Here is a 14,369-nt window from a genome sequence, read left to right on the forward strand (position 1 = left end):
CACCACCTCGCACGGCCCCCGGTCCTCACGGACCGGGGGCCGTCGCCGTCTACCGAAACGTTTTGGCCGTTGACCCTCAGGCCAAGCCCTCTGCACGATGCGCCAGGCGCGTCGTGCCGGGGCCGCAGCGAGGCGACGCCGGGGCCTCCCGCCGACCCCTGTTTCTCCCGTGCCGTGGAAGAGGACCCCATGCCCCGCCCCAGATCCCGCGGTCGCGTCGCGATCGCGTGCACGACCGCGTTGACCGTCGCCGCCGGGCTCCTCGTAGCCCCGCTGGCCAGTGCCGCCACGGCGGCGGACCCCGCGTACAACTACGCCGAGGCCCTCCAGAAGTCGATGTACTTCTACCAGGCGCAGCGCGCCGGTGACCTGCCCGCCGACAACCCTGTCTCGTGGCGCGGCGACTCGGCGCTGACCGACGGCGCCGACGTCGGCAAGGACCTGACGGGCGGCTGGTACGACGCCGGCGACCACGTGAAGTTCGGCCTGCCGATGGCATTCAGCTCGACCATGCTCGCGTGGGGCGCCATCGCCGCACCGCAGGGCTACACCAAGGCCGGGCAGCTCGACGAGCTCAAGGGCAACCTGCGCTGGGTCAACGACTACTTCATCAAGGCGCACACCGCGCCCGACGAGCTCTACGTCCAGATCGGCGACGGCGAGGCCGATCACAAGTGGTGGGGTCCCGCCGAGGTCATGACGATGGCGCGGCCGTCGCACAAGATCACCGCGTCGTGCCCGGGCTCCGACGTCGCCGGCGAGACCGCGGCATCGCTCGCGTCGGCAGCCATCGTCTTCAAGACCGACGACCCGACGTACTCCGCCACGCTCCTCACGCACGCCAAGCAGCTCTACTCGTTCGCGGACACCTACCGCGGGAAGTACTCGGACTGCGTCACGGCGGCGTCGGCCTACTACAAGTCGTGGTCCGGCTACCAGGACGAGCTGGTCTGGGGCGCCTACTGGCTCTACAAGGCCACCGGTGACGCCACCTACCTGGCCAAGGCGGAGGCGGAGTACCAGAAGCTGAGCGTCGAGAACCAGACGTCGACCCGGTCCTACAAGTGGACCGTCGCGTGGGACGACAAGTCGTACGCGATGTACCCGCTGCTGGCCATGGAGACCGGCAAGCAGCAGTACGTCGACGACGCCAACCGGTGGCTCGACTACTGGACGGTCGGGTTCAACGGCCAGCGGATCCCGTACTCGCCCGGCGGTCAGGCCGTCCTCGACTCGTGGGGGTCGCTGCGCTACGCCGCGAACACCTCGTTCGTCGCGCTCGTCTACTCCGACTGGATCACCGACACCACGCGCAAGGCGCGGTACCACGACTTCGGTGTGCGCCAGATCAACTACGCCCTCGGCGACAACCCTCGCAAGTCCAGCTACGTCGTGGGCTTCGGCGCCAACCCGCCGCAGAACCCGCACCACCGCACCGCGCACGGCTCGTGGCTCGACTCGCTGACCCAGCCCGAGAAGACGCGACACGTCCTGTACGGCGCACTCGTCGGCGGACCCAGCGGTCCCAACGACACCTACACCGACCTGCGGTCCGACTACACCGCCAACGAGGTGGCCACGGACTACAACGCCGGGTTCTCCAGCGCGCTCGCACGGCTGACCCAGGAGTACGGCGGCACCCCGCTGAGCGGGTTCCCCGTGGCCGAGCAGCCCGACGGCGACGAGATCTTCGTCGAGGCGATGCTGAACCAGCCGGCCGGCGGCACGTTCACCGAGGTCAAGGCCATGATCCGCAACCAGTCGGCTTACCCGGCACGGGCGCTGAAGAACGGCACGCTGCGGTACTGGTTCACCCTCGACTCCGGTGACTCGGCGGCGAACCTCACGCTCTCGGCCAACTACAGCGAGTGCGGTCCGCAGACCGCCAAGCCCGTCAGCGCCGGTGGCACGCTCTACTACGCCGAGCTCACCTGCGTCGGGCAGAACATCCACCCCGGCGGGCAGTCGCAGCACCGGCGCGAGCTGCAGTTCCGCGTCACCGGTGGTTCCACGTGGAACGCCGCCAACGACCCGTCGTTCGCCGGCCTCGGCACCGCTCTGGCCAAGACGAAGGCCATCACGCTCTACGACGGCGGCAAGCTGATCTGGGGCACCGAGCCGACCGGCACGGTCACCGACACGACCGCGCCGACCGTCCCCGGCACCCCCGTGGCGTCCGGCATCACCTCGACCGGTGCGTCGCTGAGCTGGACCGCGTCCACGGACTCGGGCAGCGGTGTGGCCGGGTACGACGTCTACCGGGTGCAGGGTTCGACCTCCACCCTCGTCGCGTCGACCACGTCGGCGTCGACGATCCTCTCGGGCCTCACGCCGAGCACCGCGTACTCGTACACGGTCAAGGCGAAGGACGTCGCCGGGAACGTCTCGGCCGCGTCGTCGGCCGGCACGTTCACGACAGCGGCCCCGCCCGACGGGGTCATCCCGCCGACCACGCCGGGGACCCCGGTCGCGTCGTCCGTCACCTCGTCGGGGGCCACCCTGACCTGGACGGCCTCCACGGCCGGGACCAACCCGCTGAGCGGGTACGAGGTGCTCCGGGTCAGCGGGTCGACGAGCACCGTCGTCGGCACGGCCACCGGCACGACGTTCGCGCTCACCGGCCTCACCGCCGGGACCGCGTACACCTACGCCGTGCGCGCCAAGGACTCGCTCGGCTACACCTCGGCGCCCTCGACCGCGGTCACGTTCACCACCACGACCGCCGCCGACACCACGGCACCCACGGTGCCCGGCACCCCAGCGGCCTCGTCGGTCACCCAGACCGGCGCAACCCTGACCTGGGCCGCGTCGACCGACACGGGCGGCAGCGGGCTGGCGGGGTACGACGTGTACCGGGTCCAGGGCTCGACCTCGACCCTGGTGGCCTCGCCGACGTCGGCGTCCACGACGCTCACCGGCCTCACGGCGAACACCGCGTACACCTACGCGGTGCGCGCCAAGGACGGCGCCGGCAACACGTCGGCGGCGAGCTCGTCGGTGACCTTCACGACCCTCCCGACGACGTCCACCAGCAGCTGCGCCGTGAAGTACTCGGCCAACAGCTGGAACGTCGGCTTCACGGGCAGCGTGAAGATCACCAACACGTCGACCTCACCGCTGACGTGGAGCCTCGCGTTCGCCTTCCCCTCGGGCCAGCAGGTGACCCAGGGGTGGAGCGCCACGTGGTCCCAGACGGGGTCCGCCGTGACGGCGACCGGGCTCGGGTGGAACGCCACCCTCGCCCCCAGCGCCAGCACGGACATCGGGTTCAACGGGTCCCACACCGGCACCAACACGGCCCCGACCGCCTTCACGGTGAACGGGGCGACCTGCACGGTCGCCTGACCGACGGGACGCCGAAGGGCGCTCACCCCGCTGACCGGGGTGGGCGCCCTTCGGCGTACGTGCCGGAGTCAGTCGGCGCTGTGCACCGGGCGCACGCGCTCGCCCAGCTCGGCCAGCTGCGCCTTCATCTCCCCGACCGTGAGGGTGTGCTCGACGCGCGGCGAGTAGAGCATCGAGCTCGTGATCGCGCCCGTGGCGCCGATCCGGAACGCGTCCGCCACGTGGCTGACCAGCCCCGCTCCGCCCGAGGCGATGACCGGCAGCGAGACCGCCTCGGTGATCTGCTGCGTGATGTCGAGGTCGTAGCCGGAGCCTGTCCCATCGCGGTCGATGCTGTTCACGACGATCTCGCCCGCGCCGAGGTCCTGCCCTCGCTTCGCCCACTCGACCGCGTCCATGCCGGTGTAGGTGCGCGCACCGTCGATCGCGATCTCGTACCCGCTGGGGATCTTCGCGGTCTTCTCCACGCGCTTGACCTGCATGCTCAGCACGATGCACTGCCGGCCGAACTCGACCGACCCCTGCGTGATGATCTGCGGGTTGCGCACGGCCATGGAGTCGATGCTGATCTTCTCCGCACCCGCGCGCAGGACCTCGTGCATGTCCTCGAGGTGACGGATGCCGCCCCCGACCGTCAGAGGCACGAACGTGCGGTGCGCCGCCCTGCGGATCATGGCGAGGTCGATCTGGCGCTTCTGGGCGCTGGCCATGATGTCGTAGATGACGATCTCGTCGACGTCCTCGTGGTAGAGCCGGTCCGCCAGCTCGGCCGGGTCCCCCACGTCGATGTTGTCCTGGAACTGCTGTGCCTTGGTGACCCGGCCGTCCTTGACGTCGAAGCACGCGATCAGCCGGTTAGCGAGCATCGTTCACGTCCTTGATGTCGAGGTCGCAGAACGCCTTCAGCACCTGGAGCCCGGCGCGCGCGCTCTTCTCGGTGTGGAACTGCGTCGCCATGATGTTCTTGTGCGCCACGGCGGCGGCGAACTCCTGGCCGTACGTCGTCACGCCGACCAGCGCGGAATCGTCGGTCGGCTTTGCGTAGAAGGAATTCACGAAGTAATAGAATCCTCCCGGCGTGAATGACCGGGAGAACGGGTGGTCGCCACGCACCTCGACATTGTTCCAGCCCATGTGCGGCACGCGGACCTGGGAGTTGTCGAACTCGTGGACGCTGCCCTTGATCCAGCCGAGGCACTCGACGTCGCCCTCGGCCGAGTGCTCGAACAGCACCTGCAGCCCGACGCACACTCCGAGAAAGCCCTGGCCATCGCCGATGACCTTCTCGTTCAGGTGCTCGATCCAGCCCTCCTGGGCCAGTGACTCCATCGTCACTCCCGCGGCGCCGACCCCCGGCAGGATGTACTTGTCGACCTCGTCGCACTCACCCGGCTTGGCCACGAGCGCGTGCGGGACACCGAGGTGTTCGAGCGCATAGGAAATGCTCTGCGAATTACCGGTGCGGTAGTCGATGATCCCGATCACTTGCCCAATCCTACACGGAGCACATGTCTCAAATGCCGGACGTCAGTCGAGGAACAGTGCCCGCAGCCGCACGGTCGTGAACGCCAGGCCGAGGCCGATCATGACGACGAAGTAGGCCACGTGCGTGAGCATCGAGCCGTCGAGCACCCCGAGCGTCAGGCCACGGACCAGCTCCACCGCGTGCCACAGCGGCAGCGCCTTGATCAGACCCTGGATCCAGCCCGGGTACACCGTGATCGGGTAGAACGTGGCCGAGAAGAGGAACATCGGCAGCATCACGAAGTTGATCCAGTCCATCTGCTGGAAGGTCTTCATGTAGCTGGTCACCGCCATCCCGACGCTGGCGAACCCGAACGCCACGAGCAGCACCGCGGGGATGGCGAGCGCAGCGGTCCACGCCAGGTTGAGGCCCATGACCTGCATGACGGTGAGGAAGCCGATGGCGTAGACGCCGCCGCGCAGCAGCGCGTACGTGATCTCGCCGAACGCCACGTCCAGCGGGCCGAGCGACGTGGCGAGCATCCCGTCGTACAGCTTGCCGAAGTGCATCTTGAAGAACACGTTCCACGTCGAGTCGTACACCGCGCCGTTCATCGCCGAGACCGCGAGGAGCGCCGGCGCGATGAAGGCCGCGTAGGAGACGGACGTGCCGTTCGGCAGCTCGACGTCGCCGATGAACGTGCCCAGCCCGAGGCCCATCGCGAGCAGGAAGAACACCGGCTCGAAGAAGCCGGACAGCACGATGACCCAGTTGGTGCTCTTCGTCGCCTTGAGGCCGCGCGCGACGACCGACCTCGCGTTGCGCGCGTACAGCGAGCTGATCGTGGCCTTGTGGGTGGCTTCCGTCGTGGTCGTGGTCATCCCGCCCTCAGCCTCCGCACGAACGCGCGCCGCGCCAGGACCCAGCCGACCACGGCGAGGACGACGAGGATCGCCAGGTGCCAGCCGACCGGCCACGCCCCGGGCGGCGAGCCGTAGGAGAGCGTCCGGCCGATCTCGCTGGCGTGCCAGATGGGCGAGATCCAGCCGATCCACTGCAGCCAGGTGGGCAGGGTCGCGAGCGGGAAGAACGTGCCGGAGAACAGGAACAGCGGCGTGAAGATGAACCGGTTGACCAGCGCGAACTGCCCCTTGTCCTCGGTCAGCCGCGCCGAGAACGCCATGAGCGGCAGCCCGAACGCCAACCCGCCGAGCACCCCGACCAGGGGCATGAGCGCCCCGGTCAGCGGGTCACCCACCGCACCGAACGCCAGGATCAGCAGGTAGTAGACCGTGCAGGTGAACAGCATCCGCAGCACGACCGAGATCACCAGCCCGGCGGCGACCTGCGGCGGTGCGATCGGGGAGGCGTTCATGCCCCAGAAGATCCGACGCCACTTGAACCCCGCCATGATGACGAACGTGAACTCGTCCATCGCCACCGTCACCGCGGCCGTGGCCAGGAGCGCGGGCGCCACGAACCACACGTAGTCCACGAGCCCGTCGGCACCCGACGCGATGGGCTGGTCGAGGAACGCCGCCAGGCCCAGCCCGATGCCGAGCAGGTACAGCAGCGGGTTGCCGACGCTGCCGACCACGATGGTCCAGCCGTACGCCTTCATGCCGCGCAGCTGGTGCTCGGCGATGTACCACGCGCCGAAGCGTCGAGGCCTGGCAGCCGCTGCGGTGGCGACCTCCGGGAGCGTCGTCGTCATTCGATCAGGCTCCGCCCCGTGAGCCGCAGGAACACGTCCTCCAGGCTGGACCGTCGCACCAGCGACGTCGTCGGGTGCAGACCCAGGTGGGTGACCCGCTCCAGCACCGCCTCGCCGTCCTGCGCGTAGAGCAGCACCCGGTCGGGGAGGACCTCGATGCGCTCCACCAGACCCGCCATCTGCGCTGCGGCGTCCGCGTTGCGCTCCGACCCGAACCGCAGCTCGACCACCTCGCGCGTCGAGTACTGCCGGATCAGGGCCGACGGGCTGCCCTCGGCCATGATCTTGCCCTTGTCGACGACGACGAGCCGGTCGCACAGCTGCTCGGCCTCGTCCATGTAGTGCGTGGTGAGCACCAGGGTGGTGCCGCGCTCCTTCAGCCGGAACAGCCGGTCCCACAGCACGTGCCGCGCCTGCGGGTCGAGGCCCGTCGTCGGCTCGTCGAGCATGAGGATGCGCGGCTCGTTGATCAGCGCGCGGGCGATGGTCAGCCGGCGCTTCATGCCACCCGACAGGTCGTCGACCTTCGCGTTGCGCTTCTCCTCCAGCTGCGCGAAGCCCAGGAGCTCGTCGGCCCTCGTCGCGCACACCGAGCGCGGGATGCCGAAGTAGCGGCCGTAGACGATGAGGTTGTCCCGCACGCGCAGCTCGGTGTCGAGGTTGTCCTCCTGCGGCACCACCCCGAGCAGCGATCGGATCTCCGGGCCGTGCGAGTCCGGGTCGAGGCCCAGCACCGTCAGGTCCCCGGCGGTGCGCTGCGACACCGCGCCGACCATCCGCATCGTCGTGGACTTGCCCGCGCCGTTGGGTCCGAGCAGCCCGAACGACTCGCCCGGCGGGACCTCGAAGTCGATGCCGTCGACGGCGGTGAAGTCGCCGAAGCGCTTGGTGAGGCCGTGGGCGGCGATGACGGGAGCGGTCACAGCGGACCAACCTAGACGAGAGGACCGACAGCACCCAGCGCATTCGGGTTGACCAGGGCAGCGGGTGCAGGCAGCCTGCACCGATGGACGACCTCTGGCCCCTCGCCGGCCTGCGCGTGCGCAGCGGAGACCTCGAGCTGCGGTACATGGACGACGCCGACGTCCACGCGCTCGCCCGGCTCGCGGCCGACGGCGTGCACGCGCCCGAGGCGATGCCGTTCACCGTCCCGTGGACGCGCGGTGCACCGACCGAGGTGGCTCGCCGCGTGCTGACCTACCAGTGGGGTGCGCGGGTGTCCGTCTCACGGGACGCGTGGAACCTCGAGCTCGCGGTCGTGCGCGACGGGGAGGTGCTCGGCACGCAGTCGCTCACGGCGAGCGGCTTCCCGGTCACGCGCACCGCCGAGACGGGTTCGTGGCTCGGGCTGCGGCACCACGGGCAGGGCCTCGGCACCCGGATGCGGCTGATGATCCTGCACCTGCTCTTCGAGGGTTTCGACGGGCTCCGGGCCACCACGAGCGCGTTCGACGACAACGCACCGTCGAACGGGGTCACCCGGCGGATCGGCTACGCGGAGAACGGCGTCGACGTGCTGGACCGGGAGGGTTCACCGGTGGCGAGCCGTCGGTACGTGCTGGACCGCGTCGCGTGGGACGCCCGGCCGCCGGAGCTGCGGCCCGTGGTCGAGCTCGACGGGATCCCGGGCGCCCGGGTGCAGCTCGGCATCTAGCGTTCGTCGGCCGCATCGTGCACGTACCGCGCCACCTGCACGCGGTTGGTCACCTCCAGCTTGGTGAACACGCTGCCCACGTGCGTCTTCACCGTCGCCACCCCCAGGTGCAGCGACCTGGCGATCTCGGTGTTCGTCATCCCGTCGGACACCGCGTCGGCCACCTCCCGCTCGCGCTCCGTCAGACGCGCCAGCAGGATGCGTGCCTTGCGTCGACGCCCGTCGTCGGCCGGCCGGGTCACCGCGGCGATCAGCTGGGTGGTCACGCTCGGCGACAGCATCGGCTCGCCGAGAGCGACCCGACGCACCGCGACGACGAGGTCCGCCGGGGCGGTGTCCTTGAGCAGGAACCCCGCGGCGCCCAGCTGCAGGGCTGTGAGGACCATCTCGTCGGTGTCGAACGTGGTCAGGACGATGATCCGAGCGGTCGTGCCACGCTCCTTGAGCCGTCGGGTCGCCGCGAGCCCGTCCATCCGCGGCATGCGGATGTCCATGAGCACCACGTCCGGCAGCTCCCGGGCGACGACGTCGAGCGCGTCCTGGCCGTCGACCGCCTCGCCCACGACCTCCACGTCGGGTGCACCGCCCAGGATCATCCGCAGCCCGGCCCGCACCAGCGGGTCGTCGTCGACGACGACCACCCTCACGCCGGCCACGGCAGCCTCGCCTCCACGACGAACGACCCGTCGCTGGTCACACCGTGGTCCAGCTCGCCGCCGGCCAGCTCGGCGCGCTCGGTCAGGCCGGCCAGGCCGACCCCGCCCGGCCGCTCGTCGGTAGGTGTGCGCAGACTGTTGCGCACCTCGATCTCGAGCTGGCTGCCAGGGCTCCCGGCGAGGCGGACGCTCACCGACTCACCGGGTGCGTGCTTGCGGGCATTGGTCAGGGCCTCCTGGACGATCCGGAACGAGGTGCGGGACAGGGTCTGCGGCTTGGGCTCCTCCGCCAGCCCGGTCGTGTCGAGAACGACGGCCGAGCCGGCCTCCCGGGCGTCCGCGAGCAGTGCCGGCAGCTCGGCCAGGGTGGGCTGCGGAGGCTCGACGCCCGCAGCGCCGGCACCGGCACGCAGCACCCCGAGCACCTGCCGCAGCTCGCTGAGGGCGAGCTGTGCGTTGGACTGGATGGTCTGTGCGGTCTCACGCGTCTCCGCGCGGGTGAGGTCGTCGCGGTACGCCAGGGCGCCCGCGTGCAGGGCGACCAGCGAGATCCGGTGCGCCAGGACGTCGTGCATCTCCCGCGCGATCCGGGTCCGCTCGGCGTCGCGCGCCCGCTCGGTGGCGAGCTCTCTCTCCCGGTCGGCCGTAGCCACCTGCTCGTGCAGCGACGCGAGCAGCTCGCGGCGCGTGCCGATGTAGTAGCCCGTGGCCATCGTGGCGACGAAGTACGTGACCCCGATGACGCCGGCGGCGATCAGCCACGGGACGTCGGCGTCGTCCGGGCCGGGGAACGCGGCTCGGGCGTACACCTCCGACGCGACACCGACGACGAGCGAGAGCGCGCCGACGATGACGACCCAGGAGCGGCGTCGCCACGTGGCCATCGACACCAAGGCGATCGTCGCTGGACCGGCGCTGAACGTGGAGACCATCGTCGCGGTCATCGTCAGGCACGCGACCGCCAGCGGGTACCGCCGACGCAGCGGGAGCAGGCAGAGCGTCGCCAGCCCCAGGACCAGGTCGAGGAGCATCAGCACGGCGACGACGTCGTCCGGCTCGGGCGTGAAGCTCGTCCGCTCGGCCACCGTGACCGACCAGGCACCCAGCCCGACGGCGAACGCGACCAGGTACCGCCACACCCGTGACCAGCGCGACAGCGCGGCCTGCGGCGGGGTGGGGGTCGTGAAGAGCATGACGGCAGCCTAGGCAGTGCGTCGGCGCCCCTCGCCCACCTTCCGGCCGCTCCGCCTCCACCATCCGGTGGAGCCAGGGCTGACCTCATCGCCGATGTCTCGACGAGCACGGCACCGGGACTGTTGGCCTGCCATCGACCACCACCGACCCTGGAGCAGCTCCCATGACCCGACCACTCACGCTCGCGCGCACCGCGGGCGCCCTCTACCTCCTGCTCGCGGTGCTCGGCGCCTGGGCGCAGCTCGTCGCGCGGGGCAGCATCTACGTCCCGGGTGACGCGGCCGCCACAGCCGCCGGGATCGTCGAGCACGAGACGCTGTTCCGGCTCAGTCTGGCGGCGGACATCCTCATGGCGGTCGTCTTCGTGCTCCTGGGCCTGACCCTCTTCCGCCTCCTCGACGACGTCGAGCGCAGGGCGGGGACTGCGCTGCTGGTCTTCGTCGCCGTGGGCGCAGGCTCGATCCTGATCAACCTCACGTTCCAGGTCGGCGCCCTGCTCACGGCGACCAGCTCTGCGTTCGACGCGGGCACCACGCTGCTGCTCCTCGACCTGCACTCCTACGGCTATGCGCTCGGCGGTGTCTTCTTCGGTCTGTGGTTGTTGCCGATGGGGTGGGCCGCCGTCCGGACGAGCCTGTTCCCGACGTGGCTCGGTGTCCTGCTCATCACCGGCGCCGCTGCCTGGGTGGCCGATCCGGTGATCCTGTTCGCCCTGCCCGACGCCGAGGGAGCCCTGCGCGGTGTCACCGCCGCCGTCACCACCGTCGCGGAGCTCACACTCGTCGTGTACCTGCTGGTCCGGGGCGTGAGCCGGGAGGCACCGGTCCCGCAGCCGGCCCTCAGCCGCTGACGAGGTACGCGGTCGGGGCGACGCTCACCCCGCCGACGATCGCGCGCTCGTCGTCGTCGGCAGCGCTGGCGGGCCGAGGTGGGTGGCGAGCCGCCCGACGGCGTCGGCGAGCTCGGCCGGTTCGAGGACGACCACCCGGGTGGTCAGGGCGATCCGGGCGACCGTCATCGCGAGCCGGCCGAGATCCTCGCCGCGGACCTCGACGACGCACGAGTCCGCTTCGCGCGTGACCAGGGTGTGGTCGATCCACCGGAACACTCCCTCGAGCTCGTCGAACGCCGCGCCCACGGCGAGCCTCGCCGCAGAGGCACGGGGTACCGAACCGATCGAGCCGGCGACGAAGCTCGCGGCGTCGCCACCCGGGATCTCGCGGGGTGCGAACCGGCCGCCGGCGGGCGAGGGCCCCCGTAGCCGGTCCAGCCGGAACGTGCGCCAGTCGTCGCGACCCTGGTCCCACGCCACGAGGTACCAGCGACGGCCGGCGGTGACGAGCCGGTGCGGTTGGACGAGCCGTCGGCTGCTCTCGCCGTCACCGCGCCGGTAGTCGAACCGCACGTTCTCACAGTCTCGGCACGCCGCGGCGAGCACGCTGAGCGCCTCGGGGTCGACGATGTCGTCGGTCGGCCAGCGCATCGACGTGACGCTCGAGTGCAACGCCGACACCCGTCGACGCAGCCGGTGCGGCAGGAGCTGCTCGATCTTCGTGAGGGCGCGCAGCGACGTGTCCTCCATGCCGCTGATGGCCGCCTCCGCGGCATAGCGCAGCCCGACGGCGACCGCGACGGCCTCGTCGTCGTCGAGGACCAAGGGCGGCACGTGCGCGCCCGCGGCGAGCCGGTAGCCGCCGTACTTTCCCGACGCGGCATCGACCGGATAGCCGAGGTCACGCAGCCGGTCGACGTCACGACGCACCGTCCGCTCCGTGACTTCGAGGCGCGCGGCGAGCTCGTCACCACGCCACGACCGGTGCGTCTGCAGGAGCGAGAGCAGCTGCAGCGCCCGACCGGTGGGGTCCTTCCGCATCGTCCGAGTCTGTCATCGGTTGCGGACCGAACCTGTCCGCAGTGCGCTCTACGGTTCCGGCACCCGACGAGATTGCGAGAACGCACATGTCTGATGTCACGAACTTCCCGGAACCCACCAACATCTCCGTCAATGGCGTGACGCTCGAAGTCTTCGAGGCCGGTCGAGAGAATGCCGGCAAACCCGTCGTGCTCTGCCACGGATGGCCCGAGCACGCCTTCACCTGGCGCCACCAGATGTCCGCCCTCGCCGCCGCGGGCTACCACGTGATCGTCCCGAACCAGCGTGGCTACGGGAACTCGTCCCGCCCGACCGAGGTGACGGACTACGACATCGCGCACCTGTCCGGTGACCTCGTCGCGCTCCTCGATCACTACGGGTACGCCGACGCCACCTTCGTCGGGCACGACTGGGGCGCCATGGTCGTCTGGGGCCTGGCTCTGCTGCACCCGGACCGCGTGAACAAGGTGATCAACCTGAGCCTGCCCTACCAGGAACGCGGTGAGGTGCCCTGGGTCGAGCTCATGGAGATCGTGCTCGGCGGCGACTTCTACTTCGTCCACTTCACCCGGCAGCCCGGCGTCGCCGACGCGGTGCTCGACGAGAACACGTCCCAGTTCCTGCGCAACCTGTTCCGCAAGAACGAGCCCCCCGCAGAGCCCGCGCCGGGCATGGCGATGATCAACCTCGCCCGAGCGCAGACACCGCGCGGGGAGCCCGTGATGAGCGACGACGAGCTGGCCGTGTTCGTGTCCGCCTTCGAGTCGTCAGGCTTCACCGGCAGCATCAACTGGTACCGGAACCTCGACCGCAACTGGCACCTGCTGGCGGACGTGGACCCGATCATCCGCCAGCCCACCCTCATGATCTACGGCGACCGGGACCCGGTCATGAGGTCGGAGAACCTGTCGGAGTGTGTGCCGAACGTGGAGGTGGTCAGCCTCGACTGCGGTCACTGGATCCAGGAGGAGAAGCCGGACGAGGTCAACCGACTGATCCTGACCTGGCTGGGACAGCAGGACGCCGCCTGAGTCCCGCACCCTGAGGTCTCCCGACGGTCGTGACGATCGACGACGACGGAGACCTCAGGGAGGGGGCAGGTCGCCGCGAACATGACGATGCCCCCGCCCGGCTCGGACGAGGGCATGCACACCACCGGTTCGCACCATGGTGCGGGTTGGTGGAGCCAAGGGGACTCGAACCCCTAACCCCCTGCTTGCAAAGCAGGTGCGCTACCAATTGCGCCATGGCCCCGTGAGAGACCGACCCGTCTACTCGAACGTGTCGGTGACCTCTGCCCACAGGTCTCGCTCGTCACGATCCTGCGCGTACTTCTGCCACACGACGAATCCGATGGCGGCAACGGCCGCCAGGAGCAGGAGCTTCTTCATCGGTTCCCCCACGGGTCGGGAGTGGGCCTAACAGGACTTGAACCTGTGACCTCTTCCTTATCAGGGAAGCGCTCTAACCGTCTGAGCTATAGGCCCGTGCACTGCGCGCGCCTTAGTGGCGCCGGATGAGACTACCCCAGGGCGGGGGCGCTGCCCAAACCGGCAATCACTCGTCCGTCATGGTCACGTGCACGCCGCCGACGAGCGCCGCCACGATGTTGTAGAGGAACGCGCCGATGGTCGCGAGAGCCGTGAGAAGGAAGACGTCGATGACCGCGATGAGCGTCGCGCCGGAGATGATCCGCTGGAACTCGACGTACTGCAGGATGTCGATCCCGCTCTCGGTACCGGTGATCTGCGTGACCAGATCGTCCGCCTTGGTGAACACCTGGAGCCCGTTGAGCGTGAACCAGACGACGGCCGCCGCGACGACGATCATCACGCCGATGGCGACCGACAGCAGGAACGACAGCTTCATCACGGACCACGGGTCGACGCGCGAGATGGCGAGCCGGACCCGACGCGGTGCACCGTGCGACCCGACCGTCGGGATGCGCCCCGTGCTCGGCCGTGCACCCGTGAGGTTGTCGGACGAGGTCGCTGTCCGAGGGGCCGCCGGGGTGGTGGTCATGGACGGCTCCTTGGGACGGGGTCGGGTGGCCGCGGCGATCGCGGCAGACGTGGCGACTCCGGCTCTCTTGAGCCAGACGGTGGCGGTATCCACCGCAACCATCATCGGGGACGGAGGGTCGTGCTCGTCGCCAGAGGCGGAGACGGTCGTGTCACGATCCTGTGGAGATGTCGCGGTGGCCGTCCTGGTATCGGAGGGTTCCGGACGTATCGGCGCCGCCGTCCTTGCCGCCGACGTGGAGGTGCGCGTCGGCGTCACCGTCGGGGGCATCACGCTCGCGGGCACGGTGAAGGCGGTCGACCCGTTGGACCCGTTCAGGTTGGGCACGTGCGTCGCGGGGTCCTCCGTGTCGGTCCACGTCGGTCCGGTTCCCGTCCGGGGCGCGGACGTCGTCTGACGGCCGGCGGTCGTCGGAGTCGTCGGGCGCTTGCGCGGCGGGATCGAAG

The 14,369-nt window shown here is 70.0% G+C and carries 15 protein-coding genes and 2 tRNA genes; 5 read left to right on the forward strand and 12 right to left on the reverse strand.

Annotation, left to right across the window (positions count from 1 at the left end):
* The first annotated feature begins 189 nt into the window (after positions 1–189).
* Positions 190–3,345: a glycoside hydrolase family 9 protein gene (locus tag ASF78_RS07590; protein WP_056586334.1), complete on the forward strand. Its 3,156-nt coding sequence runs from the start codon at positions 190–192 to the stop codon at positions 3,343–3,345.
* Between the two features lie 68 nt (positions 3,346–3,413).
* Here the strand turns inward: ASF78_RS07590 and hisF are convergent, their stop codons facing one another.
* From hisF to ASF78_RS07615, 5 genes are read right to left on the reverse strand one after another with little or no spacing between them, the layout of a single operon-like run.
* Entirely contained in the window at positions 3,414–4,211 is a 798-nt protein-coding gene (gene hisF, locus ASF78_RS07595) for an imidazole glycerol phosphate synthase subunit HisF (protein ID WP_056586337.1), read from the reverse strand.
* Positions 4,201–4,830: an imidazole glycerol phosphate synthase subunit HisH gene (gene hisH / locus ASF78_RS07600; RefSeq protein ID WP_056586340.1), complete on the reverse strand. Its 630-nt coding sequence runs from the start codon at positions 4,828–4,830 to the stop codon at positions 4,201–4,203. Before hisH ends, hisF begins: the two co-directional genes overlap by 11 nt.
* A 42-nt stretch (positions 4,831–4,872) precedes the next feature.
* Positions 4,873–5,691, reverse strand: a complete 819-nt coding sequence (locus tag ASF78_RS07605) for an ABC transporter permease (RefSeq protein WP_056586342.1) — start codon at positions 5,689–5,691, stop codon at positions 4,873–4,875.
* The gene (locus tag ASF78_RS07610) at positions 5,688–6,524 is read right to left on the reverse strand and encodes an ABC transporter permease (protein ID WP_056586344.1); all 837 of its coding nucleotides are present in this window, start codon (positions 6,522–6,524) and stop codon (positions 5,688–5,690) included. Before ASF78_RS07610 ends, ASF78_RS07605 begins: the two co-directional genes overlap by 4 nt.
* Positions 6,521–7,447: an ABC transporter ATP-binding protein gene (locus ASF78_RS07615; RefSeq protein WP_056586347.1), complete on the reverse strand. Its 927-nt coding sequence runs from the start codon at positions 7,445–7,447 to the stop codon at positions 6,521–6,523. Before ASF78_RS07615 ends, ASF78_RS07610 begins: the two co-directional genes overlap by 4 nt.
* An 83-nt stretch (positions 7,448–7,530) precedes the next feature.
* Here ASF78_RS07615 and ASF78_RS07620 point away from each other — a divergent pair, with 83 nt between their 5' ends.
* Positions 7,531–8,178 carry a GNAT family N-acetyltransferase gene (locus ASF78_RS07620; RefSeq protein WP_056586350.1) on the forward strand — a complete coding sequence of 216 codons (648 nt, stop codon included), beginning with the start codon at positions 7,531–7,533 and terminating at the stop codon, positions 8,176–8,178.
* Here the strand turns inward: ASF78_RS07620 and ASF78_RS07625 are convergent.
* The gene (locus tag ASF78_RS07625; protein ID WP_255354795.1) at positions 8,175–8,834 is read right to left on the reverse strand and encodes a response regulator transcription factor; all 660 of its coding nucleotides are present in this window, start codon (positions 8,832–8,834) and stop codon (positions 8,175–8,177) included. The two genes, ASF78_RS07620 and ASF78_RS07625, sit on opposite strands and share 4 nt — an antisense overlap.
* A complete protein-coding gene (locus ASF78_RS07630; protein WP_056586353.1) occupies positions 8,822–10,027 on the reverse strand; it encodes a sensor histidine kinase in 1,206 nt (401 codons plus the stop codon). The genes ASF78_RS07625 and ASF78_RS07630 overlap by 13 nt, the downstream gene beginning before the upstream one ends.
* A 164-nt stretch (positions 10,028–10,191) precedes the next feature.
* Here ASF78_RS07630 and ASF78_RS07635 point away from each other — a divergent pair, with 164 nt between their 5' ends.
* Positions 10,192–10,878: a DUF4386 domain-containing protein gene (locus ASF78_RS07635; RefSeq protein WP_056586356.1), complete on the forward strand. Its 687-nt coding sequence runs from the start codon at positions 10,192–10,194 to the stop codon at positions 10,876–10,878.
* 24 nt (positions 10,879–10,902) lie between these two features.
* On the opposite strand, the gene ASF78_RS07640 is transcribed toward ASF78_RS07635, so the two are convergent.
* Positions 10,903–11,901, reverse strand: coding sequence for a YafY family protein (locus ASF78_RS07640; protein ID WP_056586358.1), 999 nt, complete (start codon positions 11,899–11,901; stop codon positions 10,903–10,905).
* 86 nt (positions 11,902–11,987) lie between these two features.
* Here ASF78_RS07640 and ASF78_RS07645 point away from each other — a divergent pair, with 86 nt between their 5' ends.
* A complete protein-coding gene (locus ASF78_RS07645) occupies positions 11,988–12,932 on the forward strand; it encodes an alpha/beta fold hydrolase (protein WP_056586361.1) in 945 nt (314 codons plus the stop codon).
* A 147-nt stretch (positions 12,933–13,079) separates the two neighbouring features.
* On the opposite strand, the gene ASF78_RS07650 is transcribed toward ASF78_RS07645, so the two are convergent.
* The 4 genes from ASF78_RS07650 to ASF78_RS22970 all read right to left on the reverse strand — a co-directional run bounded on the left by ASF78_RS07650 (position 13,080) and on the right by ASF78_RS22970 (position 13,923).
* Positions 13,080–13,155 (reverse strand) — tRNA-Ala (locus ASF78_RS07650).
* 17 nt (positions 13,156–13,172) lie between these two features.
* The gene (locus ASF78_RS22965) at positions 13,173–13,292 is read right to left on the reverse strand and encodes a DLW-39 family protein (RefSeq protein WP_222595508.1); all 120 of its coding nucleotides are present in this window, start codon (positions 13,290–13,292) and stop codon (positions 13,173–13,175) included.
* A gap of 22 nt (positions 13,293–13,314) precedes the next feature.
* Positions 13,315–13,388, reverse strand: a tRNA-Ile gene (locus ASF78_RS07655).
* A gap of 70 nt (positions 13,389–13,458) precedes the next feature.
* Positions 13,459–13,923 (reverse strand): DUF3566 domain-containing protein, encoded by a 465-nt coding sequence (locus ASF78_RS22970; RefSeq protein ID WP_235518432.1) that lies wholly within the window; start codon positions 13,921–13,923, stop codon positions 13,459–13,461.
* Here ASF78_RS22970 and ASF78_RS22975 point away from each other — a divergent pair.
* A complete protein-coding gene (locus ASF78_RS22975) occupies positions 13,922–14,320 on the forward strand; it encodes a hypothetical protein (RefSeq protein WP_235518433.1) in 399 nt (132 codons plus the stop codon). The two genes, ASF78_RS22970 and ASF78_RS22975, sit on opposite strands and share 2 nt — an antisense overlap.
* Positions 14,321–14,369 lie beyond the last annotated feature (49 nt).

The sequence above is a fragment of the Cellulomonas sp. Leaf334 genome (genome assembly GCF_001424195.1).
Classification (GTDB): Bacteria; Actinomycetota; Actinomycetes; order Actinomycetales; family Cellulomonadaceae; genus Cellulomonas.

Excerpts from the sequence above, each read along its gene's own strand:
- ASF78_RS07590 (WP_056586334.1), top strand. The coding sequence starts at position 190 with ATGCCCCGCCCCAGATCCCGCGGTCGCGTCGCGATCGCGTGCACGACC.
- hisF (WP_056586337.1), bottom strand. The coding sequence starts at position 4,211 with ATGCTCGCTAACCGGCTGATCGCGTGCTTCGACGTCAAGGACGGCCGG.
- ASF78_RS07605 (WP_056586342.1), bottom strand. The coding sequence starts at position 5,691 with ATGACCACGACCACGACGGAAGCCACCCACAAGGCCACGATCAGCTCG.
- ASF78_RS07610 (WP_056586344.1), bottom strand. The coding sequence starts at position 6,524 with ATGACGACGACGCTCCCGGAGGTCGCCACCGCAGCGGCTGCCAGGCCT.
- ASF78_RS07620 (WP_056586350.1), top strand. The coding sequence starts at position 7,531 with ATGGACGACCTCTGGCCCCTCGCCGGCCTGCGCGTGCGCAGCGGAGAC.
- ASF78_RS07630 (WP_056586353.1), bottom strand. The coding sequence starts at position 10,027 with ATGCTCTTCACGACCCCCACCCCGCCGCAGGCCGCGCTGTCGCGCTGG.
- ASF78_RS07635 (WP_056586356.1), top strand. The coding sequence starts at position 10,192 with ATGACCCGACCACTCACGCTCGCGCGCACCGCGGGCGCCCTCTACCTC.
- ASF78_RS07640 (WP_056586358.1), bottom strand. The coding sequence starts at position 11,901 with ATGCGGAAGGACCCCACCGGTCGGGCGCTGCAGCTGCTCTCGCTCCTG.
- ASF78_RS07645 (WP_056586361.1), top strand. The coding sequence starts at position 11,988 with ATGTCTGATGTCACGAACTTCCCGGAACCCACCAACATCTCCGTCAAT.
- ASF78_RS22965 (WP_222595508.1), bottom strand. The coding sequence starts at position 13,292 with ATGAAGAAGCTCCTGCTCCTGGCGGCCGTTGCCGCCATCGGATTCGTC.
- ASF78_RS22975 (WP_235518433.1), top strand. The coding sequence starts at position 13,922 with ATGGACGGCTCCTTGGGACGGGGTCGGGTGGCCGCGGCGATCGCGGCA.
- ASF78_RS22970 (WP_235518432.1), bottom strand. The coding sequence starts at position 13,923 with ATGACCACCACCCCGGCGGCCCCTCGGACAGCGACCTCGTCCGACAAC.